The organism is Candidatus Rhabdochlamydia sp. T3358 (genome assembly GCF_901000775.1).
GTDB lineage: Bacteria > Chlamydiota > Chlamydiia > Chlamydiales > Rhabdochlamydiaceae > Rhabdochlamydia.
In genome coordinates this window covers 24715-51646 of record NZ_CAAJGQ010000015.1, presented here as the reverse complement: position 1 = coordinate 51646, position 26932 = coordinate 24715, and the positions used below count along the sequence as shown (strand labels likewise).

Annotated in this window: 26 protein-coding genes, 1 tRNA gene and 2 pseudogenes; 12 read left to right on the top strand and 17 right to left on the bottom strand. The window is 35.3% G+C overall.

The features are described from left to right. The first annotated feature begins 701 nt into the window (after positions 1-701). The 4 genes from RHTP_RS04660 to dtd are packed head-to-tail and all read left to right on the top strand — an operon-like array spanning position 702 to position 7541. The gene (locus RHTP_RS04660) at positions 702-4190 is read left to right on the top strand and encodes a DEAD/DEAH box helicase (protein WP_138106963.1); all 3489 of its coding nucleotides are present in this window, start codon (positions 702-704) and stop codon (positions 4188-4190) included. A gap of 13 nt (positions 4191-4203) precedes the next feature. Next, entirely contained in the window at positions 4204-5292 is a 1089-nt protein-coding gene (locus RHTP_RS04655; protein WP_138106962.1) for a rod shape-determining protein, read from the top strand. A 24-nt stretch (positions 5293-5316) separates the two neighbouring features. Continuing rightward, the gene (locus RHTP_RS04650; protein ID WP_138106961.1) at positions 5317-7107 is read left to right on the top strand and encodes a phosphoenolpyruvate carboxykinase (GTP); all 1791 of its coding nucleotides are present in this window, start codon (positions 5317-5319) and stop codon (positions 7105-7107) included. Continuing rightward, positions 7107-7541: a D-aminoacyl-tRNA deacylase gene (gene dtd, locus RHTP_RS04645; RefSeq protein WP_138106960.1), complete on the top strand. Its 435-nt coding sequence runs from the start codon at positions 7107-7109 to the stop codon at positions 7539-7541. Before RHTP_RS04650 ends, dtd begins: the two co-directional genes overlap by 1 nt. Here the strand turns inward: dtd and RHTP_RS04640 are convergent. Continuing rightward, positions 7535-8896 carry a hypothetical protein gene (locus RHTP_RS04640; protein WP_138106959.1) on the bottom strand — a complete coding sequence of 454 codons (1362 nt, stop codon included), beginning with the start codon at positions 8894-8896 and terminating at the stop codon, positions 7535-7537. The genes dtd and RHTP_RS04640 overlap by 7 nt on opposite strands. Positions 8897-9171: 275 nt before the next feature. Between RHTP_RS04640 and RHTP_RS04635 the strand changes: the two genes are divergently transcribed. Further along, positions 9172-9426: a hypothetical protein gene (locus RHTP_RS04635; RefSeq protein ID WP_138106958.1), complete on the top strand. Its 255-nt coding sequence runs from the start codon at positions 9172-9174 to the stop codon at positions 9424-9426. A 45-nt stretch (positions 9427-9471) separates the two neighbouring features. Here RHTP_RS04635 and ndk read toward each other — a convergent pair whose 3' ends face one another. From ndk to dapB, 11 genes are all read right to left on the bottom strand, one after another. Next, positions 9472-9897 carry a nucleoside-diphosphate kinase gene (gene ndk, locus RHTP_RS04630; RefSeq protein ID WP_138106957.1) on the bottom strand — a complete coding sequence of 142 codons (426 nt, stop codon included), beginning with the start codon at positions 9895-9897 and terminating at the stop codon, positions 9472-9474. 109 nt (positions 9898-10006) lie between these two features. Then, on the bottom strand, positions 10007-10738 hold the full coding sequence (gene lptB / locus RHTP_RS04625) for an LPS export ABC transporter ATP-binding protein (RefSeq protein ID WP_138106982.1): 732 nt from the start codon (positions 10736-10738) through the stop codon (positions 10007-10009). A gap of 61 nt (positions 10739-10799) precedes the next feature. Beyond that, positions 10800-12242 (bottom strand): hypothetical protein, encoded by a 1443-nt coding sequence (locus RHTP_RS04620; protein ID WP_138106956.1) that lies wholly within the window; start codon positions 12240-12242, stop codon positions 10800-10802. 3 nt (positions 12243-12245) lie between these two features. After that, complete coding sequence (locus RHTP_RS04615) at positions 12246-12839, bottom strand: hypothetical protein (protein ID WP_138106955.1); 594 nt, start codon at positions 12837-12839, stop codon at positions 12246-12248. Beyond that, complete coding sequence (kdsA, locus tag RHTP_RS04610; protein WP_502705347.1) at positions 12833-13669, bottom strand: 3-deoxy-8-phosphooctulonate synthase; 837 nt, start codon at positions 13667-13669, stop codon at positions 12833-12835. Before kdsA ends, RHTP_RS04615 begins: the two co-directional genes overlap by 7 nt. Before the next feature lie 46 nt (positions 13670-13715). Then, positions 13716-14633: a hypothetical protein gene (locus tag RHTP_RS04605; RefSeq protein WP_138106953.1), complete on the bottom strand. Its 918-nt coding sequence runs from the start codon at positions 14631-14633 to the stop codon at positions 13716-13718. Between the two features lie 53 nt (positions 14634-14686). Then, the gene (locus RHTP_RS04600; RefSeq protein ID WP_138106952.1) at positions 14687-15262 is read right to left on the bottom strand and encodes a hypothetical protein; all 576 of its coding nucleotides are present in this window, start codon (positions 15260-15262) and stop codon (positions 14687-14689) included. Positions 15263-15478: 216 nt separating this feature from the next. Next, positions 15479-15673, bottom strand: coding sequence for a DUF4143 domain-containing protein (locus tag RHTP_RS09135; protein ID WP_171005738.1), 195 nt, complete (start codon positions 15671-15673; stop codon positions 15479-15481). After that, positions 15642-16133, bottom strand: a complete 492-nt coding sequence (locus RHTP_RS08805; protein ID WP_171005737.1) for a DUF8612 domain-containing protein — start codon at positions 16131-16133, stop codon at positions 15642-15644. Before RHTP_RS08805 ends, RHTP_RS09135 begins: the two co-directional genes overlap by 32 nt. Beyond that, a complete protein-coding gene (locus RHTP_RS04590) occupies positions 16096-16404 on the bottom strand; it encodes an AAA family ATPase (protein WP_138106950.1) in 309 nt (102 codons plus the stop codon). The genes RHTP_RS08805 and RHTP_RS04590 overlap by 38 nt, the downstream gene beginning before the upstream one ends. A gap of 58 nt (positions 16405-16462) precedes the next feature. Then, positions 16463-17221 carry a 4-hydroxy-tetrahydrodipicolinate reductase gene (gene dapB, locus RHTP_RS04585; protein WP_138106949.1) on the bottom strand — a complete coding sequence of 253 codons (759 nt, stop codon included), beginning with the start codon at positions 17219-17221 and terminating at the stop codon, positions 16463-16465. Positions 17222-17509: 288 nt separating this feature from the next. Between dapB and RHTP_RS04580 the strand changes: the two genes are divergently transcribed. The 3 genes from RHTP_RS04580 to RHTP_RS04570 all read left to right on the top strand — a co-directional run bounded on the left by RHTP_RS04580 (position 17510) and on the right by RHTP_RS04570 (position 21919). Beyond that, positions 17510-19003: a secretin GspD/PilQ domain-containing protein gene (locus tag RHTP_RS04580; RefSeq protein WP_171005736.1), complete on the top strand. Its 1494-nt coding sequence runs from the start codon at positions 17510-17512 to the stop codon at positions 19001-19003. Positions 19004-19156: 153 nt separating this feature from the next. After that, positions 19157-19229, top strand: a tRNA-Arg gene (locus RHTP_RS04575). 26 nt (positions 19230-19255) lie between these two features. Beyond that, positions 19256-21919, top strand: a complete 2664-nt coding sequence (locus RHTP_RS04570; RefSeq protein WP_138106947.1) for a hypothetical protein — start codon at positions 19256-19258, stop codon at positions 21917-21919. Between the two features lie 17 nt (positions 21920-21936). Here RHTP_RS04570 and RHTP_RS04565 read toward each other — a convergent pair whose 3' ends face one another. From RHTP_RS04565 to RHTP_RS04555, 3 genes are all read right to left on the bottom strand, one after another. Next, the gene (locus RHTP_RS04565) at positions 21937-22176 is read right to left on the bottom strand and encodes a KH domain-containing protein (RefSeq protein ID WP_138106946.1); all 240 of its coding nucleotides are present in this window, start codon (positions 22174-22176) and stop codon (positions 21937-21939) included. Positions 22177-22271: 95 nt separating this feature from the next. Beyond that, positions 22272-23204 (bottom strand): RluA family pseudouridine synthase, encoded by a 933-nt coding sequence (locus tag RHTP_RS04560; RefSeq protein ID WP_138106945.1) that lies wholly within the window; start codon positions 23202-23204, stop codon positions 22272-22274. 28 nt (positions 23205-23232) lie between these two features. Continuing rightward, on the bottom strand, positions 23233-23490 hold the full coding sequence (locus RHTP_RS04555; RefSeq protein ID WP_138106944.1) for a hypothetical protein: 258 nt from the start codon (positions 23488-23490) through the stop codon (positions 23233-23235). 235 nt (positions 23491-23725) lie between these two features. On the opposite strand from RHTP_RS04555, the pseudogene RHTP_RS04550 reads away from it, so the two are divergent. The 4 genes and pseudogenes from RHTP_RS04550 to RHTP_RS04540 all read left to right on the top strand — a co-directional run bounded on the left by RHTP_RS04550 (position 23726) and on the right by RHTP_RS04540 (position 25842). Next, a pseudogene (locus tag RHTP_RS04550) lies at positions 23726-24709 on the top strand (IS701 family transposase). Positions 24710-24726: 17 nt separating this feature from the next. Then, positions 24727-24861 (top strand): hypothetical protein, encoded by a 135-nt coding sequence (locus RHTP_RS09055; RefSeq protein ID WP_256360130.1) that lies wholly within the window; start codon positions 24727-24729, stop codon positions 24859-24861. Between the two features lie 67 nt (positions 24862-24928). Beyond that, a complete protein-coding gene (locus RHTP_RS04545; RefSeq protein WP_138106943.1) occupies positions 24929-25198 on the top strand; it encodes a hypothetical protein in 270 nt (89 codons plus the stop codon). A 35-nt stretch (positions 25199-25233) separates the two neighbouring features. Continuing rightward, positions 25234-25842, top strand: coding sequence for a CPBP family glutamic-type intramembrane protease (locus tag RHTP_RS04540; RefSeq protein WP_138106942.1), 609 nt, complete (start codon positions 25234-25236; stop codon positions 25840-25842). On the opposite strand, the gene RHTP_RS09130 is transcribed toward RHTP_RS04540, so the two are convergent. Both RHTP_RS09130 and RHTP_RS04530 read right to left on the bottom strand, forming a co-directional pair. Then, on the bottom strand, positions 25802-25963 hold the full coding sequence (locus RHTP_RS09130) for a helix-turn-helix domain-containing protein (RefSeq protein WP_171005735.1): 162 nt from the start codon (positions 25961-25963) through the stop codon (positions 25802-25804). The genes RHTP_RS04540 and RHTP_RS09130 overlap by 41 nt on opposite strands. A gap of 122 nt (positions 25964-26085) precedes the next feature. Next, a pseudogene (locus RHTP_RS04530) lies at positions 26086-26881 on the bottom strand (IS982 family transposase). Between the last annotated feature and the right edge of the window lie 51 nt (positions 26882-26932).

Below are 26932 nucleotides of genomic sequence, written 5' to 3'. Positions count from 1 at the left end.
GGATTAATATTTATTTATTATTAATTAACTCAAACAAAATACTTTAATTAATGGTTTTTTGTTATTAACTTGTTTAAGCATCTGTTTATTAGCTACTTGTGTATTAAAAAAGTGTATATTATTGATTATAAGTAACTTATGTATTCAGAAGAAATTTAACACTCTTTATCCGCCGGTTAATAATAAAGATATAATTAGCAGTTAAAACAGGAAAAATGTATTTTTCCTGCTGGATATAAAAATTTAAAAGCAGCGGAATAGAAGCAAAAGCCTTTTTGCAATCGATAAAACATACGCTTAAAATCTCTTAAAAATGCAAGTCTTCCAAAAGCATACAAAGCTTAAAAAACAGCTATTTCTTTCCACGGTTACTATCTTTGGACTTAAAGAGACGATATATTCTGAGGAGACTGTAACAAATCAGGTTACCCTTGAAGACTTGTTTAAAAAAATGTGAAGAATTAAGGGCTTAGGCGATCCCTCTTTTTATTCTTTGTTTCCTTGGATAATACACAAGAGATAAGATTTGTGCATTTTGGCAAATCTTAAAGATTAACCGCAATTTTTCTTGCATAGGTTAAAAGAAAAAGGTAAAAGCATGGAAAACCCGAATAGATTTACATATATAAAAAAGTTTTCTATAAAAATAATAAACTAGATTCGGTTAGATTTTTAAGAATCATTAATCAATTGCACTACTTATGTTGAATTTTCGAAAATTAAAGCAGGATTTTTCTTCTGCAATTGTAAAAGAAGGGCGTGAGCTTTACGAAAAGCAAAAAGTCGTATCAGCTAAGCTCTTACATTTAGACGCAAAGACAATGCGGATTTCCGCCAAAGTGATGGGACAATATGATAATTGTTATGAAAGCGAGATTGAAATTGATCGATTAGAATGTGAAACTAGGGACTCTAATTGTGATTGTCCCTACAATTATGATTGTCAACATTTAGCTGCACTTATTTTTTATTTAGAAGAGAATCTTGATTCTATTTTGGTTGCTTTTTCAAAAGAAAACAATCTAAAGCAATTAGGAGCAACAATTGGAATCGATAGGGTAGAACAAGAACAACTATTAGAAAAAATTAAGCAAGCAGAAAGCAAGATTTTTCAGCAACAAGAAGAACAACATCAAAAACAGGTTCTGCAAGAATATGCGGTAGCTTCCTCCCATCTTGCTGTTTCTCCTTTTTTTAGATCTTATCAAAAACAGGAGTTAGATAAAGCAGATTTCGCTCTCATCTTTAATCCTGTTTTAGAAGAAGACAATAAGATTATAGAGATGCAAATTGCTCTGAGACTTCCCTATCGCTCTAAACCCTTATATGTACCAAATGCAAGGCTCTTTTTAGAAAGATTGCGTTATGAAGAGATCATTTGTATCGCCGGAAAGAACTATTGTTTTTCTTTGCAATCATTTGATCCAATACAACAAGAGATTATACAAATTATACGAGATCAAGCGCGCTTTTATGAAAACAATCACACAGAAAGAGCGCAAAGAGTTGCCTATTTAGACTTAGAAACCTTTGGCATGATTTTGGCAAAAACGTATGAAATAGCCATGCAAAAAATGGCTAAATCTGGTTTATTGTCGCAAGAAGATGAGTCTCCTCTTCTACCAGGAATCTATGAAGCTACCATGGAAATGCCTTTACGGTTTTCTCCAGCACAAGCACAGTTGCGTTTTTGCTTGCAGTATATTCTTCCGCCTACCTCTAAGATTTTAATCGATCCTCGCATCCTTGTTGCAGACCATGCAATTGGATTGGAAGAGTCTCGGTTTTTTGAATGTGCAAAACCGGGAATGATCTATAAGAATGTCTATTACCGATTCCCTGAGTCTATTACAAGGTTGCATTTACGTAATTTAAAGCAAATTCGGGATATGACAATTCCGACTCCTTTATTTGGAACTTTTGTAGAAAATGCTCTGCCGCAAATGGCTCGTTATGCGGAAATTGCTAATCAAGAGGCACTGCAAGATTTTGTTACTCTGCCATTTGTAGGTAACTTAGAAGCTACTTGTGATATTTCTTATTTAGATGGAGAGTTAGAGGCTAGTTTACATTTCAATTACGATGGACATAAAGTTCCTGTTGCTGTCTCACAACTTACCTTTAAAGGAGTGAATTGCTTTGTTTCAGAGCAGGGGATTTTGGCTCGTAATTTAGTAGAAGAAAGAGAAATCATTGAAGATCTCTTTCAGGACTTTCTCTTTAAGCCCGATACTGGGATGTATATCTCAAAATCTGAGAAAAAGATTGTTGAGTTTATGACGGATATTATTCCTCGGTATCAACAGAGAGTGCAATTTAATTGTCCACAGAATTTACTCGATCAATTTATCTATGATCAAACACAATTTATCATTGATTTATCTCATACAGATCGAATTGGTACTTATATGATTGCATTAAGGGTCAATGGTGCTCTTAATGGAATTAAACTCGATCAGCTTTGGGAATGTGTAGGATCTAGAAAATCTTTTATCGAACTCGATTCGCCTAAATGTCGTGTAAAAAAAGGGAGTGAGGGACATAAAATTCCTAAAATCTTAGTTTTAGATCTGGATCGACTCTATGCAGTTGTGCAGCTATTTGACGAGATGGGCATAGAGGTTCTTGAAAACCATACACTAGAAAGACCTCTTTGGAGCTTAGCTAATATCGATGGATCTCAATTTGAAGGTTTGCCTGTAGAATTTTCTATGACAGAGCAACTAGTAGAAATTCGCAAGCAGATGATTGGTGAGAAACAACTGATCTTTTCTGATGTACCAACTTGTGTAAAAGCTACATTGCGCGCTTATCAATTAGAAGGAGTACATTGGTTAGAAAGGCTTAGGACCATGTTTTTAAACGGAATTCTTGCTGATGACATGGGTCTTGGTAAAACTCTGCAAGCCATTGTTGCTTTAACACAGCATTTAACAAAAAGTCCTCGAGCCTCTCTGATTATTTGTCCAACTTCTCTATTATATAATTGGAAAGAGGAAGTCTCTAAGTTTAATCCTAAAATGAAGGCTGTTGTAGTCGATGGAGCTCCCAATAATCGGAAAAAATTGATTGGGCAGTTAGATCAGTGTGATATTATCATTACTTCTTATACATTATTGCAAAAAGATATTGAGCATTATAAAGTAGCTAATTTTTCTTATCTGATCTTAGATGAAGCACAGCATATTAAGAACCGAGGTACTCGAAATGCCAAATCGGTTAAGATGGTGTCAGCAGACCACAGGTTAATTCTATCAGGAACGCCCATTGAAAACTCTTTGGAAGAGCTTTGGAGTTTATTTGATTTCTTGATGCCTGGGTTTTTGGGAACCTATGACAGATTTGTAGAAAAGTACATTCGTGTTTCAGGCAAAGAGCAAACCAAGAATTTAGAGTATCTACGCAAGAAAGTAGCGCCTTTTATTCTAAGAAGGATGAAATGCGATGTGCTAGATGATCTACCACCTGTCTCAGAGATTATTTACCACTGCCAACTCTCAGAGTTGCAACAGCAGCTCTATCGGTCTTATGCACAATCTGCTCGTGATGAATTAGTGAAGTTAGTAGAAAGAGATGGCTTTGATCGAGTACAAATCCATGTTCTTGCAACCCTTACTAGATTAAAGCAGATCTGTTGTCACCCTGCGATTTTTGCAAAAGAAAAAGCAGAACCGGGTGATTCTGCTAAATATGACATGCTACTTGACCTTTTACAAACATTGATAGAAGGTAAACACAAAACCGTAATCTTTTCTCAGTACACACGTATGTTACAAATTATGAGAGAGGATTTTGAAGCAAAGGGGATTCGTTTTGTGTATTTGGATGGATCTAGTAAAAATCGCCTAGAGGTTGTTAAGAAGTTTAATGAAGATCTTTCTATTTCTGTATTTTTAGTCTCTTTAAAAGCAGGTGGAACAGGTCTAAATCTCGTAGGTGCTGATACTGTCATTCATTACGATATGTGGTGGAACCCAGCTTTGGAGAATCAAGCAACAGATAGAGTACATAGAATGGGACAAAAGCAATCAGTTTCAGCCTATAAGCTCATTGCGCTTGATACCATTGAAGAAAAAATTGCAGAAATGCAGAGAAGAAAAAAAGGATTGGTCAAGAAAGTGGTAAGTTGCGATGATGAGGTGATAGCAAAGCTCACCTGGGAAGATGTATTAGAGCTTTTAAAGACATAAAAAAAACAAAGATATGGCAAATTCTGGTTCGTTTAAAACGATTTTCAAAAAAGCTTCTGGTAGATTTATTAATAGATTTACCAATGGCTCTGGTCTTTTTTCTAGTGGTATTGGAATTGATTTAGGAACAGCAAATACCCTTGTATATGTACGTGGAAAAGGGATTGTGTTAGCTGTACCCTCTGTTGTAGCTGTTGATTCTACAAATAATGAAGTGTTAGCTGTTGGGCATGAAGCTAAAGCTATGTTAGGAAAAACACCGCGTAGAATACATGCAGTACGTCCCATGAAAGATGGCGTTATTGCTGATTTTGAAATCGCAGAAGGAATGTTAAAAGCTTTAATCAAGCAAGTAACCCCTGCACGGAGTTTTTTTCGTCCTAAAATTTTGATTGCTGTTCCTTCTGGCATTACAGGGGTAGAAAAACGCGCTGTTGAAGATTCAGCCCTGCGTGCTGGAGCTCAAGAAGTCATTTTAATTGAAGAGCCGATGGCAGCTGCTATTGGTGTAGATCTTCCTGTTCATGAGCCGGTTGCAAATATGATTATTGATATAGGTGGAGGAACAACCGAAATTGCTATTCTGTCTCTTGGAGGAATTGTCGAATCTCGCTCTCTAAGAATTGCAGGAGATGAATTTGATGAATGCATCGTCAATTATATGCGTCGTACTTACAATTTAATGATTGGTCCTAGAACAGCTGAGGAGATTAAAGTCACAATCGGCTCTGCTTATCCTTTAGGAGAGCATGAGCTTGAAATGGAAGTACGTGGCCGAGATCAAGTAGCAGGCCTTCCTGTTACAAAAAGAATTAATTCAGTAGAAATCCGAGAATGCTTAGCAGAACCTATTCAACAAATCGTTGAATGTGTAAAATTAACGCTTGAGCAATGCCCACCTGAATTATCGGCAGATTTAGTTGAGAGAGGTATGGTATTAGCAGGAGGAGGCGCTTTAATTAAAGGATTTGATAAATCCTTAATTAAAGAAACAGGCCTTCCCGTGATTGTAGCTCCTAATCCGCTTTTAGCTGTTTGTTTAGGAACAGGAAAAGCATTAGAATATTTAGATAAATTTAAAAAGCGTAGATCACTTACTTGAAGGAATTAAAACGGAATACAAGCTATGTCTAATTTTACACAAAATTGGACAGGCAATCAAAAACTGATTCATTGGGTTGAGGAGATTAAAGAGCTTTGCCAGCCAAAACAGATCTATATATGTGATGGTAGCTTAGAAGAATATCGCAATCTCTCTCAAATTCTTGCTGAAAAAAAACTATTTGTTCCATTAAATCCTGAAAAACGCCCCCATAGCTTTTGGTGTCATTCTTCTATTAGCGATGTTGCTCGTGTTGAAGAGTCTACTTTTATCTGTTCTCTACATGAAAAAGATGCGGGTCCAACTAATCATTGGAAAGATCCTGAGCAAATGAAGCTCCTATTAAAAGCTCGTTTTCGTGGTTCTATGCAAGGCAGAACCATGTATGTTATCCCTTTTAGCATGGGTCCAATAGACTCTGATTTTAGCCGAATGGGCATACAAATTACCGATTCAGAATATGTAGTATGTAATATGCATATCATGACAAGAGTAGGCAGGACGGTTCTTGATAAATTAGCTAGTGCAGAGTTTGTGCCTTGTTTACATTCGGTAGGCATGCCTCTTTTAGATAATGTACAAGATGTGCCATGGCCTTGTTCTAATGAGAAGTATATTGTACATTTTCCAGAAGAGCGCAGCATTTGGTCCTTTGGAAGCGGATATGGCGGTAATGCGCTTTTAGGTAAGAAAAGCTTTGCTTTGCGCATTGCATCTGTTATGGGCCGAGATGAAGGTTGGTTAGCAGAGCATATGTTAATCCTTGCCATTACTAATCCAGAGGGAGTAAAAAAGTACTTTGCAGCTGCATTTCCTAGCTCTTGTGGAAAAACTAATTTATCTATGCTATTACCCAGTCTCCCCAACTGGAAAATTGAATGTGTAGGAGATGATATTGCTTGGTTACACATAAGAGATCAAAAGCTCTATGCGATTAATCCAGAAGCGGGTTTTTTTGGAGTTGCTCCTGGAACTTCTTTGACCTCTAATCCCAATGCAATGAATACCCTTACACATGATACCATTTTCACAAATGTTGCATTGACAGAAGACAAAGATGTATGGTGGGAGGGAATGACGGAACAACCTCCTTCTCAATTAACAGATTGGCAAGGGAATCCCTGGACTCCTAATTCTAAGCATCTCGCGGCTCATCCCAATGCGCGTTTTACTGTTGCTGCTAAGCAATGTCCTGTGATTGATCCTAACTGGGAAAGTCCAGAAGGAGTTCCTATCTCTGCAATTATTTTTGGTGGTAGGCGCTCAAATACCGTGCCTTTGGTCTATGAAGCTTTTGATTGGACCCACGGGGTTTTTTTAGGAGCATGTATGTCTTCTGAAATGACAGCAGCAGCTAGCGGAGAGATAGGGAAGTTGCGCCATGACCCTTTTGCTATGCTTCCTTTTTGTGGTTATAACATGGCAGATTACTTCAAACATTGGCTAAGCATGGAAAAAAACAATGTAACTCTGCCTAAGATTTTTCATGTAAATTGGTTTCTAAAAGATGATAAAGGTAAATATATTTGGCCAGGATTTGGGGATAATATTCGTGTATTAAAATGGATTTTTGAAAGAGTAGATCAAAGCGATAATTTTCAAACTTCTGCTATTGGAAATCTTCCTAAGCAAGATTCTTTGGATGTCTCTGGATTATCTCTTACCTCTGAGCAACTAGAGCAACTCTTTGCTATTCATGTTACACAGTGGCGTCAAGAGATCAAAGAGATGCATCGCTATTTTACTTTATTTGGATCAGAGCTGCCTCCTCATATGCTACACCAATTACAAGCATTAGAAAAACGAATCCAATAATGCGTCTTGTGATTCAGCGTGTTTTACAAGCACAGGTTTTTGTGAATCTTAAGCAAGTGGGAGCAATTGGCCAAGGCGCTGTTGCCCTATTAGGTATTAGCAATCAAGATACACACAAGAAAATCCCATACCTTATTAAAAAACTCTCACAGCTTAGGATGTTTCCTAATGCTCAAGGTAAGATGGATCTTTCTCTAATTGATCTGAAACTAGAGTTGCTAATCATCTCACAATTTACTCTCTATGCAGATTGTACATCTGGTAGAAGGCCTAATTTTCTTCATGCAGCTTCTCCAGAAATTGCTAAAGCTCTATATGAAGAGTTTGTAGATCAGATGCAGCTCTTATTGCCTGTACAAACAGGAATATTTGGTGCAGATATGAAACTACATCTGATCAATGATGGACCTGTGACCTTTATATTAGATCATTGAACTATCTTTATTTTAGAGACTGTATTAACACTTGGACAATGAGTAGAAATAGCAAGATAGATATCTTTAACGTCTTGAAGAGCTATTTTGAATTGATTAGCATACGATCTTTGTATTTCTTCTAAGGAAACATCTGTTGTATCAAAAAGGTATGCTATATTATCTGCAAGATTTTTTTTTGTTATAGGCGAGAAGAGTAGTAACCTGTCTATAGAGGAATCCTTTAACTCTAAATCAAGAGGCTTTAATTTATGAGGGGTTATTTCTATAGCTGAATCATAAGGAGAAACAAAAAAATAGATATTTTTAACCTCTTGAAGATCTACATTTAATTTATTAGCGTAGAATGTTTGTATTTTCTCTAAGTGTGATGCTTTTATTTTATCAAAGGTTTGATTTATAGCATTTACAAGATTTTCTTTGAATGTAGGATTCATTACTATTCTGTATTTTGCAGGTAAAGATGCTTTGGTAATTACAGAAGATTTATTAGTGGTTGGGCAATGATTAGAAATGGCTAAATAGATACTTTTAATTTCTTGAAGATCTACGTTTAATTGATTAGCATAAAATGCTTGTATTTTCTCTAAGTGCGATGCTTTTATTTTATCAAAGGCTTGATTTATAGCATTTACAAGATTTTTTTTGAATGTAGGGTCTACTATTCTGTATTTTGCGGGCAAAGATGCTTTGACGTTTATTACAGAGGATTCGTTGGCGGTTGGGCAATGAGTAGAAACGGCTAAATAGATGTTTTTAATTTCTTGAAGATCTACATTTAGTCGATTAGCATAGTGTAGTTGTATTTTCTCGAAGGATAATGCGATTGCTTTCTTATGAATTTGATTTATTGTATTTACAAGCTTTTCTTTGGATGTAGGATCCATTACTACTCTATATTTTGCAGGTAAAGATGTTCTAATAGCTACAGAGGACTCATTGGCGGTTGGGCAATGAATAGAAACGGCTAAATAGATGCTTTTAATTTCTTGAAGATCTACGTTTAATTGATTAGCATAAAATGCTTGTATTTTCTCTAATGAGTATGCATTCACTTTTTCATAAATTTTATTTATAGTATTTATAAGTTTACTAGGAAGCATTGTTACACTGTTTTTTGGAAAAGATAAACTTGGGTTTAATACAAGAGCTTTTTTAGCTACAGGCTGATTAAAATAGTTTATAATTTTCCTTTTTTTGCCTTTAGGAGGTGTTTCTTGACTTTTTCGTGGTTCTGTTGTGTTTGGGGTCGAATTAGATGAGAGTTCATTAAATATAGGATCATTAAAGTCGGTTAGTACGTAATTAATAAGCTTGTCAAAAGATGATGAAGAATTGTTTATAATAGTTGCCATAAGATCCTCTCTAATAGGGTGTTATTATTTTAAAAGTTATTCTGCGTAAAAGTATTCTATTTATAATTTTTTTTAATGTAAAAACATTTTCTGTGCTTAAAGGCCCTAATCAATATTTATAAGTACGCTCAGTTGGTGGTTTGTGAACAGTCCAATTTGAAAATCTAAGAGCTTTTTATAAACGAATAAGAATTTCTCTAAAAAACATATATTTACTATTTAAAATATTTACTTTTTTTTCTACAGTTTAAAATGAGAACGATATAGGAGTAATTATGCGAATTATTGGTTTCCTTTTTATGTTATTTGCTTGGATAAACCCTCTAATGAGTGGAGTGGATGTAAATGTAGGTCCACCACCACCAGATGGTGGGTATTATTACTACGATGATGATGAGGGGTATTATTGGAATGGTCCCGGTTATTATAATGGAATATGGTTTGATAATGAGGATAACTGGCATAATCATCATGGACATGGAGGCGGCCATTACCACGGAGGTGGTCACGGAGGTGGTCACCATCATTAATTAAGATTTAAGGGTTTTTTTAAGGAAAACCCTTTTATATATTTATTAATGGATGAAAATTGCTTGTGGTTGAAAGAAGAAAGAGATCTCTGTTTTTGCATTTTCTGAAGTATCAGAGCCGTGAATGGCATTGCGTTCTATAGAAGCACCAAAATCTCTTCGAATGGTTCCAAGAGCAGCTTCTTTAGGATTTGTGGCTCCCATGAGCTCGCGTGTACGGTTAATGGCATTTTCACCTTCTAGTACAAATGCTACGATAGGGCCTTCTGTCATAAACTGAATTAATTCCTGGAAAAAGGGTCGATGAGCATGGACGGCATAAAAAGCTTTTGCTTGTTCTGCAGTAAGACGTTGCATTTTAATCCCTACAATTTCTAATCCAGCTTTTTCAAAACAGGAAAAAATCTCACCAATTTTATTATCCGCAACGGCGTCTGGCTTAATAATTGAAAGTGTTTGTTCATGCGACATATATAATCTCCTAGAATCTATTTAAGAATACGTTAAAATCAGCTAATTATAGAAAATCCACAAATTAATCTCATTAATAAAATATTAATTATACAAAAAAAGTAGACTACTATAGCTTAAAATGTTCTCCAAAATAGTTTGTTCGTGCTTCCTTGTTTTTTAATAAATCATCAACTGTCCCTGATAACAATACTCTGCCTTCTTGGATAAGGTAGCTACGATTTACAATGGAAAAAATTTCCCGGGCATTATGATCTGTAATCAATATACTAATTCCTTTATTTTGAAGGTGTCGAATCATTAATTTTACATCATGTACTGCAATGGGATCGATATTAGCAAAAGGTTCGTCTAATAATAAGAAACAGGGCTGAGTAATGAGTGCTCTAGTAATTTCCAGGCGTCTTCTTTCTCCGCCAGAAAGGGTCAAAGCTTTCTTTTTAGCTAAAGGAGTTAGATGAAGTTCTTCTAATAAATTTTTTAAACGATTTGTTCTCTCTTGGGCTTTTATAGGTAATGTTTCTAAAATACAGAGCAAGTTTTCTTCGACTGTGAGTTGGCGGAATACAGAGGGTTCCTGAGAAAGATATCCCATGCCCATCTTAGCGCGCTGATGAATAAGAAGATGGCTGATTTCTTGTCCTTTAAAAAAAAATTGACCTCTATCGGGATTGATAAGCCCCGTAATTAAATAAAAAGCTGTAGTTTTACCAGCCCCATTAGGTCCTAATAACCCAACTACTTCACCTACACCCACTTGTAAACTAATGTCATGAACAACAATTTTGTTTCTATAGCTTTTCTTCAAGTTTTTTGCTTCAAATAGGATAGGTGTCTTTATGGGAGCAGCCGGTTTTTTAAAGGAAATATCGGCAATGTTTATTTGTAGAGAAGAGGTTGATTTAGTCATGAGCTACAAGTTGTGGAAAGTATTGATTGAATTGGGTTTGTTCTTCTTTGCTAAAGGCAAATTGTACTTTGCCAATTCCTTTAATGACTTTTTCTTGCGTCAAGCAATCTGTGGTTATGTGCACCTCAGGTGCGCTAATCTTCAATTCTTGTAAAGCATCCCAAAAAAGTACCTTTTTGCCAGGGTGAGCAGATAAGATAATGGAACGGGTATCTAAAGAATAACTCATTTTATCAGCAATTGCTAGTTGGACCGGTTTATGAGGACCCTTAGAAAGTAGACGAACGTGTTCTTTTAGAACTATCGATGTGGGTTTTAGATGTTGGTTTATATTGATATAATCTAATTGAGCGCTATCAGAAAACACATTAAGATCTTCTGTTTCATATTGTAATTGATTTTGTATATTGCCATCTTGATCTTGAGGGCTTTCAACCCATGCTTGTAATTTATTTTGATCTATATAAAGTCTTCCGTGCGATTCTATACGGTGATTGTGCCCTTGTAGATCTTTATAAGTCATAATTGTATGACCTTTTGCATCCAAGGTTTGAAAAACCATCTTATTATTAATCATGCAATTTTTGATGGTTAATTCATCTTGCGTATGTATTATGCCAAGATCTTGTTCTTCAATCTGAGTAGGACCTTTAAATAGTAGTTTTTTCTCTAGATCATTCCAGTTAAGAGAGTCTGTAGAAAAATAAAGGGAACTTTTTTCCGATTTGGGCAACAAAAAGCTTTGCAATATCCCTTTAGCATAAAATAATTGCAGGCAAGAATCGATAAGATTTATATCAATTTGTCTTGCATGTACTACATCTTGTTCATGAGTCAGACAGCAGTTATTATTTGCATCTTGCCCATATGCTGAGATACATCCTTTCCATTGATTGATTAGATCCAATTGGTTATAGATAGCTTTTGCAGCTGTTAGAAAAAAAGCGTTTGCGTAAGAAATAGCTACATTTTGTTCTGCACAAATTGAATCGATTAGATATTCTTTATTCTTTTCTTCTTTTGATAATAACTTAAGTTCTAAACTACGTCCTTCTATGGTAAAAGGGATCAGTTTCTCTCTTTTATCATAGATCATATCTTGGTATGTAACATTTTTTTCTTGGTTAGAGCTTAAAATGCCTTGGTTTTTTTGTAGGTCAAAATCAGCTCGATCAGCTGTTATTCGTCCATGCTCTTTTAGAAGAATTAAAACCTCTTGATTAAGTTCAATCTGGTTAAATGGGAAATTGGTTTTTTCCTGTCTTTTTAGAAGAGCTTTTCTGGCTTGCATTTTTCCTAAAATGTGATCAATAACAACATGTCCTGAGAGAATAAGATCTTGTCCATCATAAGAAGCATTTTCAGAAGAAACCAGGCCACAATCTTGGACATTAAGAGGAGCTGTAAGAAGGAATAGAGCGGTTAAATAAAGCATCTATTAATCCTTAGGATACATGTGTGCTATAAATCCTTTTGCCTGAAACACAGGAGTTTTACCTGATGTAGTAAAGGATATATTCTCAGCATTTCCTGAAAAAATGGGCGAAGTTAAGAGTATTTCTTGAGGAAGGGTGTGTGTATTTAATTTATACACCGAGATGCTAACCCCTTGAGATAGGAGTTGTTTTTCTGAAAAGTGATATTCGCCAGAGTTAGCTTCTAATAAACGCACTTGTTGCATAGGAAGCTCATTATTATAATAAACGCGCTCTTGCATCAAACAATGAATCTGATCTAATTCTTCAATGAGTTTTAATTTTCCCCCATGGGGCTTTAATACAAGTAAAGACGATTTGCTTTTGATTCTATGGTGTAATCTACTATTGTCGTCTTGGGCTAGCCAAAGATCTTTTGTAACTTTTAGTCGCTTTTGATTGGCAGATAAAAAACTCGTCTTAGATTGTACTTGTCTTTCTAAAAGGTTAAGAACCTTAGATTTATCTATAGGACGTACTCTTAGGAAAAAAGAGCCCCACACAAATGTTACGACTGCAATTAGCACATATCCAGTAGATGTTGCTTGCTTTAACATTGTTCACACCTTTGAACAACTTCATAAATTTGGGAAACCGTGCTAAGAAGTTTGGGCAGCATATCAAAAGCCAATACGGATTCTTTATCGCTTTTAGCTTCTATAGGATTAGGGTGTGCTTCAATAAATAAGCAATTAGCACCTGCGGCAATAGCAGCTTGCGCAAGAGGAGGGATAAACTGACGTTGTCCTCCAGAAGCATTTCCTAGTCCTCCTGGAAGTTGTACAGAGTGGGAAGCATCGTAACAGGTAGGATAACCCATCTCTTGCATAATAGGAATAGCTCGCATATCGCTCACAAGATTATTATATCCAAAGCTTGTTCCTCGATCAGTTAGAATAATCCGATCATTTCCAGAAATGAGAATTTTATTTATTACATTTTGCATATCCCAAGGCGACATAAACTGTCCCTTTTTAATATTCAAAATAGCTCCTGTTTGAGCAGCGGCTACAATCAAATCGGTTTGACGGCAAAGAAAAGCGGGGATTTGAATAATCTCAACAACCTTAGCAGCCTCAATGGCTTCTTCAGAAGAGTGAATATCTGTTAAAACGGGTAAATCGAATATTTGTTGGATTTTTGCTAAAATTTCTAAACCTTTTTGTATTCCAGGTCCTCGAAAAGAACTATGAGCAGAGCGATTTGCTTTGTCATAGCTTGATTTAAAAATAAAATTAAGCTCTGGAAAACCTTTAAATATATTTACCAATTGTTCAGCACAAAAGAGAGCATGATCTTCAGATTCAATTACGCAAGGTCCACAAATGATTGTTAAGGGTTGATTTTTACCAATGCAAAAGTTCTTTATTTTAATTGTTTTCATAATGGACAAGTATGCGGTTATTAGGAGTTTTGTTCAACTTGGAAGCTAATCAATTACATGAAATATTTTTTTGCGTTAGATGATTTAGAGTGGTAGACCAAAAATCACCTTCAGCATAAATCTCAATAAGTCGCTTGAAGGTCTTTTTATATTTTTTTGCAAGTAACTTTGTTTCTGTATCATTGTCTTTCATGATCATAAAACAAGGAGGATTAAGGGGAGAAAGAGGGCTGGTTTGTATATCAAAAAAACTGTGTTGATCTTCAAAATAGCGATATTCTGCTTCTGATGAGGAAAATCCTTTTGAAGGTCTTGGACAGAAAGGAGGGGTATTTTGTGAGTTTTGGATGGCATAGCTGAATACATGTCCCAATTCCCATCTTCTTTTAAAAGCTAAAGAGTTTCTTTTCCCATATCCTAAAATAATTCCGTAAAGAGCTTGGTTGCCTTTAAGGATATCCCATAAACTTTTTTGGTTGAGAATCACTTCATCTAATAATTCTTTTGGATCTATCTTTTCCCTAAGCAACTCGCAGAATAGATCCAGATGCTCCGTAACTGTTTGTAAGAAACTGGATTTATTTATGATAATTACCTGAAAAGTGTGGAGATTTTTTGTAAGATTTACTTGTTTAAGCAATAGATAGTTTCCTTGCAAGTGACAAAGAACGTTTTTTTCTAATATAGACCAAGCCTCAACAATGGGAAAGAAGGAATCTCTTTTGCTAAAAAAAATAGTGTCAAACGAAGGATTAAGAAAATATCCTGCTAAAGATACAGGTTTATCTCCAAATAAAGTATAGCCAAAATCCTGTTCAAAGATCATATTTTGCAACAGGGCCTCCATTAAGAGGCTTTCTTTTTCAGCAACAGGGGATTTTTTTGGAAAAAAACAAAAAGCTAACCCAGCTAGAAAAAACCAAAGAAACAGGGCTTTTATTTGTAACTGATAAAAAGGTCTCTTCATAAGATTTTTTTATTACCCCAGCATTTAATTGTTAAAGCTGGGGTTTTTGAGTTTTAGTGAATCATAATTGCGTTACAGTCTTTGCAAGTTTTTCTGTAACGTGGATTAATGCGACCACAGTTAGGACACTCATAGCCAGCCACGAGCTCTCGATATGCATTTTGTGCGCATAACGTTTCTTCTTTGCTAGTTTGATCTAATGCATCTTGATTATCTTGTGTATAGAAAATTTCTTGTTCCGTAGGTTGGTTTAACTGATTATCTTGTGTACACACAGCTTCTTGTTCTGTGCTTTGATTTAATGCTTCTTGAGCATCTTGTGTATAGAGAATCGCTTGTTCTGTAGGTTGGTCTAACTCATCTTGATTATCTTGTACGCTTAAAACATCTGGTTCTGCATTTTGATCTGAATCATCATCTTGATCCAAAACATAGACACCTTTTTCATCTGAATAGACAGCTGCTACCGGCTTTAAATCACCATTTTTTAAGTGTAAATAGATATTTCCTTCTTCAAAAGTAATGTCTTCTGCATCCACATAATTTTTTTCAGAGGGGTTTTCAAAAGCGTTTAAGCCAGCAATAGATAAAACAATACTTAAACCAAATAATTTTAACAAATTTTTCATGCCATTTTTCTCCTAATATAAAAGATAGATCAAAAAATCTTTAGATCTTACCAAAAATAATCACAAGGAATCTCTTGTAGCTTTTTGGTTGCTCTGACAATTATTAGTTTTAAAATATTTTATAAGCAAACTAAATCTAAAAATACTGCTTTTTTTAGTGAGATTTAAAGCGCTTTCCAAGAAAGAGCTAGTGTTTTTTGATCTATTAGATATGTTTCATGCCCTGCATGAATGATAAGTCTGGCAGAATTTGCGTATGGACGAGGCGTCTGCTTTATTAGGTTTAGATTTGCATTTAATTTCAATGGGAAAAAGAGCTCCATCTCTTTCTAAAATCAAATCTACTTCAGCACCTGAATGAGATCGCCAATGATAGCAATTAGTTGCTGATGTAGAGGCAAATTGAGCCATTTGCGGGCTTGTTTGTGAGGAAAGTGCAAGTTCTCTTCCTAAAATGAGACGCATTGATTTCCTGTGCTGTTAAAACAGCCGAGAGCCTAAAAAAATCACCAAATAAGGTTAAGTTTTCAATATTCTCAATTAGGAGTACATCACGCTCAACGTAGGTTTGGATATAAGAAAGGAAAAAAGATTCTAATTCCGATATAGGTAACATTGTTGCTCTTGGATAGGTTCCTCTAAAAAGAAATTCATTTAAGGAAGGAAGATTAGGAATTAGTTCATGAGGAGCATGCATAAAGGATTCAGGATTTAACAAGTAATCATTTAACCATCCTTGATCACCCATTCCTGCTATTTCTAAAGGAGTAAAGGGGTTTAGGTGAAAAATAGCCACTCTTCCTGCCATGCTTTCAGATGCTGATTTGAGAACACTAAAATTTTGAGACCCTATTAAATAATACTGGCCCATTTCTTCGCTTTAAAGCGGCAAGCAATTCAGGCGCAAATTGAACTTCATCTAGAACTAAGGGTGGTGGGAACAAATCTAAAAAACGATCAGGATCTGTTCGAGCCTCATATAAATCTTGGATAGGGTCAAAAACAATAATTTTTGATTGGGGTAGAAGATGGTGTAAGAGAGTTCTTTTCCCCGTTTGACGTGCGCCTAAAAGAAGAATAACTTTAAAGTGCTTTGCAGCAGATTGAATCCGAGCTGTTAAGTGTCTGGGTAAAAAACGCATTTTTTCCTGGATTCTTTTAGTTTACATTTTAAGTTTTCAAGGAAAAACTATCAAAATCTTAAATTAAACTATTATTTATATTAGAATAGAGTCCCGGTTTTTTATCGATTAGAAATGCAGCTGCCGCTAGAGCTCCTTGTGCAAATACATCGCGAGAGTGCGCTTGATGGGTTAACTTTATTTGTTCATTGCCATATTCGAAGATGACTTGGTGTTCTCCTATCACTTCACCACTGCGTATAGCATGAATACGAACTTGGGAGGATTTGTTTTTTGTTGTCGCATCTTCTGCAATCTCTTTGTCTGTAGCCTTAGCAAGGGCAATTGCTGTGCCGCTAGGCAAATCTTTTTTATGTATATGATGGGTTTCAATAATATCAACACAACAATTTTCACAAAAACCAGACGTTTTTATAAATTCAACTAGCTGTAATAAAAGAGCAATGCCTGGGCTGAAATTAGGAGTATAGAATATAGGAATATACTGGGCGGTGTCTTCGATTTTTTTTTGTATTTCTATGCTATGTCCGGTTGTCCCTATGACAATAGGCTTAAGAGATTGCTTTGCATACTCTAAGTGATAAAGAATAGTATCTTTGGAAGAGACATCAATGGTAATGTCTGAAGCGTGAATGGCTAGTTTAGCAGAACTTGTCATGTTAATATCCATATTCGCTATTTTTTGTAGTGTAGGTCTTTCTGAACACTTTCTTGATGTCCCCATAACTACTTTATAGTTAGATTGATTTGCTGCTAAAGCAAGAATGTTTTTCCCCATTTTTCCCATTGCACCAAGTACTGATAAACCAATAAGCATAATGTTCCTTTTTTTCACGGAGATTTTTTTTCACGGAAAGTGTAGTTCTTTTACTATTTTTTGGATCTAATTAATTTATTCTGAAAAGAAGAAATCAAAATTCTTTTGATTTCTTTGAAATTCTCTGTTCTAAAAACATCTCTATTCATATACTACTTAAGTTTAAAACCGTGCTTTATGACAAAAAAGATCAAACAACTATTATATTTTCTGTGTTGCAGTGGCCTAATAGGGTGTTCATTGGGTAATTCTTCTTTATTTTCTGAGGAAAAGAAGGAAGAAACATTTTTGAAAACCGAAGGTCAGCACTCTATCAATTTCAATGACATTCCCATTATTGAATTTATTCGTTTTGTTAGTAAAATCTCGGAAGAGAATTTTATTTTTAGTAATAATGATTTAGGATTCGCGATTTCTCTTTGTATGGGAAAAACAATGTCTTCCACGCAAGTATTACAAGCATTGCTCGAATTGTTGCATTTTCATGGCTTCTTTGTAAAAAAAGAGTCTGATTATCATGTAATTAAACGATATGATAAGCAAAAAGACGGTGATCATAAAGTTTCTTTTGATGCTTCAGACTTAACGGCCTTTAACTCTATTTCTCAGATACCTAGTTTAAAAGAAGGGTATGATTTTTTTGTATATAAAGTGCAATACCACTCGGGAATGGAGCTAGAGCAATCGTTAAAGAAGATTGCTGTAGATATGCGCAATCAATCAAATGCTCCACTTAAATTAGTTAATGCCATTCAATCTCTGCAATGGGTCAAAGCGACAAATTCTCTACTCTGTTCTGGTGATCCTGAAACCCTTTATAGTTTGCGTAAATTAATCGATAGTTTAGATACACCTCTACGTCAAGTGTTTATTGAAGTATTGGTTATTGAAACAGATGCAAAAAAAGGTATGGATTTTGGTCTACAATGGTCAACAGGAGTTCAACACCAAAATAGATTGGGATTAGGAGTGAGCAATTTTTCTCCTGCACATTCAACAGGATCTTTTGCTAATACTATGCAAAGCATTAGTCCTACTAATCCTCCAAGTAGTCTATCGCAACTTGCTCTAGCTCCTGGATTTAATCTAGGCGTTATTGGCGATATCATCATGCATAAAGGTAAATCCTTTCTTTCTTTAGGTACTTTAGTGTCTGCTTTGCAAACGGATGGCAATAGTACAATTGTGCTTAATCAGAAAATTATTACTCAAGATAACAAAAACTCTACTATTTTTGTAGGGGACAACATTCCCTTTACGGGCTCTGTTGTGCAGACAGTTGGTCAAAGCCAGCAACTAACAGCAAATGTGGAGTATCGAGATATAGGAGTGAGTTTAAGTATTACACCTCGTTTAGGTGAGGATGAAGTTATTTCATTAGAAATTCATCAGGAAATTACAGAAAGTTTAGATCAGAACGTTATGCATACACAAAATACTGCAAATGGAATTAGAACGACAAAAACGAATATGTCAACGCATGCTCATGTGCCCGATCAACATTTTTTAATAGTTAGCGGAATGATTCGCAATGCAAAATCACAACATAAAACGGGGGTGCCTTGCTTAGGTGGGCTTCCTGTAGTTGGAGCCATGTTTAGCAGAACGCTTAAATCGGATGAAAAACGCAATATTGTCATTTTTGTACGTCCTTATATCATTCGTTCTTTTGAAGAATATCGCAAATTGACTGAAAAACAGGAAAAAATTTTTGAGAGCCAGACAATAAGCCAGGATTTTATAGAAGCAATTGAGTTAGTTAACCCTACTGAATGTGAGTAAACCTTAAAACTCTTGTAATTTAAACATAAGCCTGGTAGCTTGAGTCTCGCCTTTTGGAAATCATTCTTTCTATAGAAAAACTTAAGGTTTTAATATTGCATCTTGTCAAATCTTTTAAAATCAACTAAGATAGAGATCTTTACAAGAAACTTTGGGTTGATAGCTCAGCGGATAGAGCACCCGCCTTCTAAGCGGGTGGTCGCAGGTTCGAATCCTGCTCAGCCCATTTGATTTTTAATGGTTAATATCGATATGAAAAAAAAATCCGACTCCAAAAGTCTGATTCGATCCAAGTCTAAAAAATCAGAACAGCAATACCTGGGAGATTTTGTAAATTCTCCTAGAAAGTTCGATCAATTAGCCACTATTTTAAGAAAATTTCGTTCGGTGGAATTTAAAAAACTCAATGATCGCAAAAAAAGTGAACAGATCAATTTAACTCTTTACGAGCTTATCTATAAAGAAAAAGCCCCCTGTTTTTTGTTGCCTGCTGTGTTGGATTATATTGAAGCAATTAATGCTTTGACCCTATTAGATAACTATGCCTTTTTTCATTTTGAATTATGGTTAAACCAATTTTCTGGTATTAGCAACCATGAAAATTATGTAATGCGTGCAAAAATTGCAGGTAAATGGATCCCACGAGAGGAATACCAATCTTTTTTTCCTATTGGTATGGATAGGGTATATGAAGGCTCACACTTTGTAACAGCGCATGGCTCGCCTGATCTAGATACAGCAATTGCTTCTTTCTGGGGGTGGGTAGACGCATTTGCAGCAAGGGTAGGAAATGGATTACATATATGGAATGTTCCAGGAGGGCCACCTAGCTTTCAAGTGGAGATTGATGTCTTATTTGATCAAATGCTTGGTAAAAAAGTTTTTGTTCATTTAGCTAAGCATCGAACCACTCTGGCATTATCGGGAATTGATTTAGTCACTCAAAATTCTTTAACAAGACAATTAACAACAGAATCTATTTCTCTATTTGATCATGAACATCGCCCTCATGCAATTGTGCTTGTCGATGAGCAAGGATATTATCTAGGAGATTGGCGTCATTATGATGTAGAAGGGGTAAGACAGGTCATTATTCTATTAAATAATTGCCTGCGTTGGTTTGAAAATGATCTGCATGTGAAATTGGTTTCTCTTTTTGCTAAAAAAGATCTTTCTTTAAAAGACTTACCAGCATTCATTAATGCTGTGTTGATGACAAAAATAGAAGATTGTCAACCTGCTCGAGAATTTACAGAAGGGCAGAAGAAACATGCACGTGCTTATCTTCATAAAGTGCTTGGTGTAAAAAAAGGCTTAAGCTGTACTTTTCAAGAGTTTGCAGAGGCTATGAAGACTCATGGTTTATTGGAGTTTGCTCAATTCTTAGAATTAATTGCTTCCTTAAACAAATCCTCTCTTTTTGATGCTTCTGGGTTTTTAATCGAAAATCGTCCTAGAATTTTTCTAGCTTTGGAAAAGATGATTAAGAGTCTAGATCGCTCTATTCAAAGTATTCGTGCTTTTGTAGAAAGACTAGATGTTGCTCTAGATATTAAAACCCATGTATTTGGGTATGTTCCTCAACATGTGAATTATCGAGCAGAAGTAGAAGAGATTCGTAGTAAAATGAATAATTATCCCTATTTGACAGTAACAATGGCTGATTCGAATGGGAAGGTAATTCCTTTAGGAGTGATTTATGCCAGTGATTTACATAAGAATATTCTTGGTACGGTTTCTCTAAGGGACTTTTGTAATCGAGAAGAAACAAAGATTCCAGCTTACTTTGAAGTGATTAGTGTGATAGATCATCATAAGAGCAACCTACAAACCCTATCTGCGCCTTTAGCGGTCATTGCAGATGCACAATCTTGCAATGTGTTATGTGCAGAGTTAAGCTTTGCCATCAATGACAAATACGGTACTGGGGGTATGAATCTACAACAAATCAAGAGCCAAATAAAAGAAAAACTTTCCTCTTTGCATTCTGCTAGCGATCGAAGGATTTTGCAACGATTATTGCAAAAGGAAAACGCTTGCCAGCAAAAAAATAAATACTTTATTGATTCTACGCGAGAAATCATAGAATACTTTCATTTTTTATATGCTATTTTTGAAGATACTGATTTACTAACTAAAGTTTCTCGAAGAGATATTGAGTGCGTGGCATCTCTCATTAATCGCCTAAAGTCGCTTATCTTAAAAGAAGAGGTAGAAGTCATTATCTTTGATGATATTTATACAGAGGAGAACTTTGTTTCTTTAGCAACAAAGAGGATTTTACAGAACCGTGATGTCTATTCCATCTATTGTAAAATCTATAAAGCTAAAGAAGAAAATGTGGAAAAAAACGTCAGACTTTGTATTAAAGGCAAACCGTCTTCTATATTTGTCGATACGAAAGAACAAAATGGCTGTGCCCGAGTAGGGCAGACAAAAATATTTTCTCGTAATTATCCTTCTTTTTCTAAGCATGTTGCTACCTTGCAAGAGCAGTGGTATAAAATGTTGTTTGATTATTGGTCTGATCATCCAGAAGTAGATTTACATTTGCAAATGATTAGTACAATCGCAGGAGCAGATAATCTATTTTTAGGAAATGAAATTAAGGATAGTCATTTAGATGAATTATGGGTTTGGATTCCTTTTACCGAGCAATCGATCGAACATTTAAAAAGCTTTTTAAATGCTTTTCGCTCTTGCCCAGCTCTTGTAAGAGGGGATTTGGCTGTTTGCTTTTATGGAGATACAGCGAAAGCATATGAGCAAATTTTTGCTGAAAGCTTCTTTTCTATTACTAAAAAAGAGATAAACAGTAAAAGCACTTTACCCATTGCAGTTCTGAAATTTCCTGCAGGTGCAATCAATTCTAGAAAGGCTATGGTTTCCCCTTGCCTTCCCAGACTGATTGAATGATCTAGCCCAAGCTAGCTTTATTTATCTTCTTCAATGATTTCAAGGGTAATACGGATTTGATTGCGACTTGCTACAGATTTGAGTAAATCTCGAATCGCATTAATCGTTTTACCTTTTTTACCAATAATTTTTCCGATATCTGATTTTGCTACAGCTATCTCGATAATCAAGGAGCTTTGGCCCATAATTTCAGTAATTTGAACTTCTTGGGGGAGATCAACAAGGTTCTTCACGATGTATTCAACAAACTCTTTCATAGTTCGATCCTCATATGAAACGCAGAAAATAAGTAAGAGAAGAAAAAAGGAAACTTACTTTACACTTTATGATAACGAAAAGAGAGAATTCTAAGCTAGATAGATTTTTTTTCTCTTTGAGAATCAACTAGTTCAATAGCTTCTCTTAAGTCTTCTGGAATAGGAGCTGTTAGCGAGAGAATTTGCTGAGTAATAGGGTGAAAAAATTTTATAAAATAGGCATGTAAAAGTTGTCTTTTTGTAGAAAATTTTTTATTAATAGTAGAATTTCCATAAGTTTCATCGCCTAAAATAGGGGTCCCTATATGTTTTAAATGTACTCTTAATTGGTGTGTGCGACCGGTTAGAAGCTCTAGTTTAACAAAAGAAAGAGAACTATTTTGAGCTAAAACTTGGCAGATGGTTTTAGACGCTCTTCCTTGCATACATATAGTCATTTCTTTACGACGAGAAAGGTGGCGGGCAATCGGCGCATCGATGAGACCCTCTCTTGGTGTACCTATACAAATGGCTAAATAGGTCTTTTCTATTTTTCGTTTTGCAAATAAATCTATTAAACCCGTATGTGCTGCTCGTGTTTTTGCAGCAATCAAGATCCCAGAAGTATCTTTATCCAATCGATGCACAATACCAGGTCTTAAGGGATCATCAGAGTCTATCTGCTTGCAATGAAACAAAAGAGCATTGACAAAGGTCCCTCTGTAATGGCCAGGAGCTGGATGAACAACCATTCCAGCGGGTTTATTGATGACAATCAGATGTTCATCTTCATACAGGATCTCTAAATCGATGGATTCAGGGGTTAAATCGATTTCAGGAGTGATTTGAAAATAGATCTCAATTTCATCCCCAGGTTTTGCCCTTTCTCTTTTTTTAACCGCCTTACCATTGACAAGGACATAGCCTTGCTTGATTAAAAATTGGAAATAACTACGCGATTTATCCGGAAATCTTAGAGATAACAGAGCATCAAGCCGCAGATGGGACTCTTCTAAAGAGGATGTAAAACAATTTTTATGAGTAAACATGCCCTGCAGTATAGCAAAAAAGAGACTTTTATTCCTTTCCTTCTATAACATCTCTTAAGTGTTTGTTTGCTTTAGACAGTCTGGCTCTTTCTTGGGCAACCAAAGTATTAAAAAACTTTAAGAGACCATTCATAAATAGCTTGGCTTGTTCCTCGGTAGCAGGGGTTCCTCCTTTTGAAAGAAATGCTTGCCATACTCCTAAAGTTTCTTGCTCATTTTTAGAGGAAGGAGTGGGCTTTTGAGGTTGAATAGGTTGAGGGCCGGAAGGTGAGATAGGTTCTGCCATAAGTACTCGCTTTTTCTTTTAAAATAAGAAAAAGGAGATATTTATTCAAACTAAAATATTAATTATTAATATTAAGAAAAATTTTATTCGTGTTTTGATATTTAATTTCTTATCATTAATAGAATGGTGGTTCTTAATAAATCATTATCAATACTAATTTGCCTTAAATACTAGTAGAATTCAGATAGAAGTTACGCAGTTGAATAAATTCTAAAAAGACTTTAATCTACTTGGCATGAATCCACCTAAGTGCAAAGAAGAAGATTACATTGATTTTTTAATCGCGACACAAAAAGCCTATAGCTGTACAGAAGTAGCACGAGTGCAGCCTAATGAAAAGGTTTCACATGATGCTATTTTAAGAATGCTCCATAGAATAGAACCCACATCAGAATCTTTATGGCAAAAATCTTCTCAATTTGTTGATAAAAGTAAGGGATACTTGGTGATTGATGATTCGACCCTAGATAAACCTATGCCAAGTAAAATGGATTTAGTGTCTTATCAATGGTCCGGGAAGCACCATAGGGTAGTAGATCAACCTTCAAAGTCTTATTTGGACAGACGGAGACAGCCTTATACCGATTGATTATCGTGTTTATGATAAGGCAAAAACAGGTTTAACTAAGAATGATCATTTTCGAGAGATGATATTAAAGGCTAAAGAAAGAAGCTTTTCTCCTGAATATGTGTATTTGATTCCTGGTAAGCTAGTTTAGAGAATTTGAAACAGGTAAGAAATCTAGACTGGTTATGGATAACAAGATTAACCCCAACGCGTTTAGTAAATCCAGATAATCAAGGGAACAGGCCTATTAGTAAAGTTGAAATAAAAGAGAATGGATCTTTAGTACATTTAAAAGCTTATGGATGGGTTAAAGTATTCAAGATAGTTTCTAAAAAAGGAGACATTGAATACTGGGCAACAAATGACCTTAACATGAGCGAGTTACAGCGTTTAAGTTGTTCGGAAAAAGCTTGGAAAATTGAAGAATATCACAGAGGGATTAAACAATTTTGCGGTATTGAACGCTCTCAAGTTAGGACTGGAAAAGCTCAAAAAAATCACATTCTTTTTTCTTTAAGAGCTTTTTTAAGAATAGAAAGATTTTATTTTCGAGTAGGCATTACTTGGTTTGAAGCTAAATTAAGAATCGTTAGAGAAGCGGTTAGAGCCTATTTGAAACATCCTAAATACTTGCAACTGCGTAACTCCTAATTACAAAAGAAAACTACATGAACAAGCTTATTTTAACTCTTTTCCCTGCATTATTTTTTTTATCGGGATGTGCTATCTCTATGATTATGGTAAATACTTCAGGCCAAGCAACAGATGTATCTCCTAAATTTCCAGAATCAATCATTCCCTAAACTAAAAAAATCCTTTTCTATAACTAAAATATTTTATATGGTTTCTAACCAAAAAGGAGGATCCTTTATGTCTATTTTATCATCTATATCATCAATGACTTCATGCCTTCCAACAATTGCATCTCCTAGACAGATGTTGAGAAATGCTTCTGGACTAGCCATTACAGCGGTTGCCTTAAGCGCTCTCTCTAACTTATCTTTGGCTTCTGCTGGCCATTGTGAAGAAATTGAAGCGACGTGCGTAAAATTATGCATGGGGGGACAAAGTTTCGAAGTAGCAGCCTGTCTTTTAGGGTGTAGATTAGGATATTGGGCTTGCATAGCGGGTGGAGGATAAAAATAATAGTTCTGTATTTTTTTTTATTACTTTTGATGATACCTCTTTCCTTTGCTCTTAAAATCACTGAGATCGAAGGTCGCATTGTATGGCTATCCTGGATTATTCCATTAGTTCTGGCTACTATTGGAATTTGGAGATCTCGTGTTGAAAAGATAAAGATTTTCTTTTTCACAAAGATAGATCGTTATTTTGCATTAGCTTTGTTCGGAGGCGCAGTTGTTAGTGCTTTATTGTTTTTGACTCGCGTATGGTTTAAAAACATGGAAATAATGAGCTTTGTAGGAGCTAAAGATGCATTTTTGTATTTTTTTACCTACTACGTTTTATTTATTCCTCTAATTTTTATTTCGTTTTTAGGAGGAGAGATTTGTTGGAGGGGCTATCTTTGGCAAAAATGGAAAAACTATCCTCTTAAAGGAGGGATAATTATTTGGCTGCTTTGGTGTTTATCAAGCATTCCTCTAGTTACCAACATTCCTCAAGACATTCCTTATATGGCTTTCTATAACCTAATGTTAATGCCAATCCTTCATTTTTTTAGATACAAAAGCGGAGCGATTGGCCCAGGAACTCTTTTTTATGCATCATATTTTTCGGCGTTTATGTATTTGCGTATGATTTTTTCTGCTCCTGCTCCTTAAGATCTCTGGCTAGGTATATGTAGATTGCTTGCCTCGAAAGATGAAATGATTTCGCTATCGAGGCTTTGCTTTCACCTTGGGATGCGCGAGTTTTTATTTCTTCTATTTGAGATTTGTTCAAACACCTTATTCCTCCTCTATAAACTCCCCTCTTTTTTGCTAGCAACCTCAGTTTTGGGTTTTCTAGCTGGTAACTATCCCTAAACTTTCCTTATCAGACATCCTAATACAAGGCTTTTTAGGTTACCTCATATAAGTCGCAATTCCACAAAGAGTATTAACCAAAAAGTTACTCACTGATCTATGCCTTGTGTGCTCAATCTGAGATATATTTTTAAGTTGATCATTTACAGTTTCAATAATAACTCTTTTACGCAGTAGTGTTTTATCTCTGAGATTCATGAACTTATTTTTCATTTTAGACCGTAAATTTGTGAATAATTGTAAGCCTTTATCCATTAACTTTTTTCCTAATTTCTCTGAAATATACCCTTTATCTCCATAGAGGTTTCCGGTGATTCCCTGGGACAAAACCTCAGCTACAGAAACATCCGATGTATTTCCAGGAGTTAGTTGAAAAGCGAGGATTTCTCCTGCTTCATTAATGATTAAATGAAGTTTAATCCCAAAGAACCATCCCGCTCCTGTTTTCCCCATTTTTGCAAATTTTGCAAAAACTTTATTTCTTCTAATCCTTTTGTTATGGCAAACTTGTATCTTCGTTGAATCGATAAAACTAACTCCAGTAATTGTACCTTTATTATGTAAAAGATAAGCAAATAGGGGGATGAAAAGATTTTTTAGAAGGTAGACAAATCTGCTATAGCTAATAAGCGTAGGAAAATCCTTATAAAGATAAATCATAACGTGGCTGCAATAGAAGTGTTTGAAATTCCTGTAGTTTGATTGATGAAATAAAATAGATATTGTCATCATTTCAGGAATAGACATTTCTGCTTTAGGTCCTCTTAGAGATTTGCCTTTGGTAGTTAAATGTTGCTCCCATTGCTTGTTGAAAATCCTTCCAAAAATCATCCACAGAGCATTATAATTCAATAAGCGTTTCCATTTTTGACCTCTTTTGTTGTTG

Excerpts from the sequence above, each read along its gene's own strand:
- RHTP_RS04590 (WP_138106950.1), bottom strand. The coding sequence starts at position 16,404 with ATGCGTTTTTTACCCAGACACTTAACAGCTCGGATTCAATCTGCTGCA.
- RHTP_RS04655 (WP_138106962.1), top strand. The coding sequence starts at position 4,204 with ATGGCAAATTCTGGTTCGTTTAAAACGATTTTCAAAAAAGCTTCTGGT.
- RHTP_RS09055 (WP_256360130.1), top strand. The coding sequence starts at position 24,727 with ATGAACAAGCTTATTTTAACTCTTTTCCCTGCATTATTTTTTTTATCG.
- RHTP_RS09135 (WP_171005738.1), bottom strand. The coding sequence starts at position 15,673 with ATGGCTCAATTTGCCTCTACATCAGCAACTAATTGCTATCATTGGCGA.
- RHTP_RS04570 (WP_138106947.1), top strand. The coding sequence starts at position 19,256 with ATGAAAAAAAAATCCGACTCCAAAAGTCTGATTCGATCCAAGTCTAAA.
- RHTP_RS04600 (WP_138106952.1), bottom strand. The coding sequence starts at position 15,262 with ATGAAAAATTTGTTAAAATTATTTGGTTTAAGTATTGTTTTATCTATT.
- RHTP_RS04660 (WP_138106963.1), top strand. The coding sequence starts at position 702 with ATGTTGAATTTTCGAAAATTAAAGCAGGATTTTTCTTCTGCAATTGTA.
- RHTP_RS04640 (WP_138106959.1), bottom strand. The coding sequence starts at position 8,896 with ATGGCAACTATTATAAACAATTCTTCATCATCTTTTGACAAGCTTATT.
- RHTP_RS04650 (WP_138106961.1), top strand. The coding sequence starts at position 5,317 with ATGTCTAATTTTACACAAAATTGGACAGGCAATCAAAAACTGATTCAT.
- RHTP_RS04615 (WP_138106955.1), bottom strand. The coding sequence starts at position 12,839 with ATGTTAAAGCAAGCAACATCTACTGGATATGTGCTAATTGCAGTCGTA.
- RHTP_RS04565 (WP_138106946.1), bottom strand. The coding sequence starts at position 22,176 with ATGAAAGAGTTTGTTGAATACATCGTGAAGAACCTTGTTGATCTCCCC.
- RHTP_RS04620 (WP_138106956.1), bottom strand. The coding sequence starts at position 12,242 with ATGCTTTATTTAACCGCTCTATTCCTTCTTACAGCTCCTCTTAATGTC.
- dtd (WP_138106960.1), top strand. The coding sequence starts at position 7,107 with ATGCGTCTTGTGATTCAGCGTGTTTTACAAGCACAGGTTTTTGTGAAT.
- RHTP_RS08805 (WP_171005737.1), bottom strand. The coding sequence starts at position 16,133 with ATGGGCCAGTATTATTTAATAGGGTCTCAAAATTTTAGTGTTCTCAAA.
- RHTP_RS04545 (WP_138106943.1), top strand. The coding sequence starts at position 24,929 with ATGTCTATTTTATCATCTATATCATCAATGACTTCATGCCTTCCAACA.
- RHTP_RS04560 (WP_138106945.1), bottom strand. The coding sequence starts at position 23,204 with ATGTTTACTCATAAAAATTGTTTTACATCCTCTTTAGAAGAGTCCCAT.
- RHTP_RS04635 (WP_138106958.1), top strand. The coding sequence starts at position 9,172 with ATGCGAATTATTGGTTTCCTTTTTATGTTATTTGCTTGGATAAACCCT.
- dapB (WP_138106949.1), bottom strand. The coding sequence starts at position 17,221 with ATGCTTATTGGTTTATCAGTACTTGGTGCAATGGGAAAAATGGGGAAA.
- RHTP_RS04555 (WP_138106944.1), bottom strand. The coding sequence starts at position 23,490 with ATGGCAGAACCTATCTCACCTTCCGGCCCTCAACCTATTCAACCTCAA.
- ndk (WP_138106957.1), bottom strand. The coding sequence starts at position 9,897 with ATGTCGCATGAACAAACACTTTCAATTATTAAGCCAGACGCCGTTGCG.
- RHTP_RS04540 (WP_138106942.1), top strand. The coding sequence starts at position 25,234 with ATGATACCTCTTTCCTTTGCTCTTAAAATCACTGAGATCGAAGGTCGC.
- RHTP_RS04605 (WP_138106953.1), bottom strand. The coding sequence starts at position 14,633 with ATGAAGAGACCTTTTTATCAGTTACAAATAAAAGCCCTGTTTCTTTGG.